At 65.9% G+C, this 882-nt stretch carries 2 protein-coding genes; both read left to right on the forward strand.

Going from position 1 to position 882, the window contains the following annotated elements; translation table 11 throughout:
• Positions 1 to 233 precede the first annotated feature (233 nt).
• Positions 234 to 371 (forward strand): hypothetical protein, encoded by a 138-nt coding sequence (locus tag ACOADB_RS08640; protein ID WP_378597551.1) that lies wholly within the window; start codon positions 234 to 236, stop codon positions 369 to 371.
• Positions 368 to 832, forward strand: a complete 465-nt coding sequence (locus tag ACOADB_RS08645; protein WP_378597552.1) for a hypothetical protein — start codon at positions 368 to 370, stop codon at positions 830 to 832. The genes ACOADB_RS08640 and ACOADB_RS08645 overlap by 4 nt, the downstream gene beginning before the upstream one ends.
• The last annotated feature ends 50 nt before the right edge of the window (positions 833 to 882 follow it).

Raw genomic sequence — 882 nt, forward strand, 5'->3', positions numbered from 1 at the left:
AGAGACGAAACCGCCTCTGACCTGCGGAAACGCAAGTCAGGGGCGGTTTCGCATTTGGCTCTCGTGTCCACCACGTGTCCATCTGATCCCGCTCCTCCACCACTGGTGAGAGGAACCTCGATGACCAACATCCACGAAGCGATCGCCCACGCAGTGGCGCAGTCGCTGACCGACCACGACGCCGACACCTGCCACCTGTCGGAGTGGTCCTGCTCGTTCTGCGAGGTCGCAGCATGAGCACGATCACCGCCTTGCTCCTGGCCGCCCTCTTCGCCGCGGTGGTGGGAGCGTTCTTTGCGCTCGCTCCGTCCGAGGACGAGATGACACCACTCCTCGATCAGGTGGCTCAGCGCGTTGAGGCCAGCCGATGAGCATGCAGATTGACGACTTTCAGGTTGAGGGCACTGGCGACCAGAGGACCGCGGTCTGGAGGGCCGACCGCGACGAACTGGAGCACTACGCCACCTGGACCGACCATGCTGGGCAGGTCCTGATCACCCTCGGCGTGGATGGCGACTACGACACTGTGCACGCGAACGTCCGGGGAACCGGCACCCTGCACCTGTTGCGCGAGACCATCGGAGCCCTGACGCGCCTGCATGACACGATCTCCGACCTCGACCTCGCGGTCGGGCGCTGCACGATCTACGGCGACACCGGTCGTTGCAAGGAGGACCACGGCGCTCCCTGCATATTCCCCACCGAGGAGGAGATGCGCCGGGACATCGAGCACGAGTGCAGGATGCGGCAGGTCCGCGCTGCTCGGGCATCGGCGGTGCAGCCCGCGATCCGGTGGGGTTCTTCGCGCGTCGTCAGCGAGGCGACGGCATGAGCACCGAGGCGTGGGCTGATGGACTTGACCTGTTTCGCGCGGCCGGCGTG

It is taken from the genome of Nocardioides sp. CPCC 206348, assembly GCF_048654705.1.
Classification (GTDB): Bacteria; Actinomycetota; Actinomycetes; order Propionibacteriales; family Nocardioidaceae; genus Nocardioides.

Bases quoted from the DNA above. Each gene is read 5' to 3' on its own strand.
- ACOADB_RS08640 (WP_378597551.1), top strand. From the start codon at position 234: ATGAGCACGATCACCGCCTTGCTCCTGGCCGCCCTCTTCGCCGCGGTG.
- ACOADB_RS08645 (WP_378597552.1), top strand. From the start codon at position 368: ATGAGCATGCAGATTGACGACTTTCAGGTTGAGGGCACTGGCGACCAG.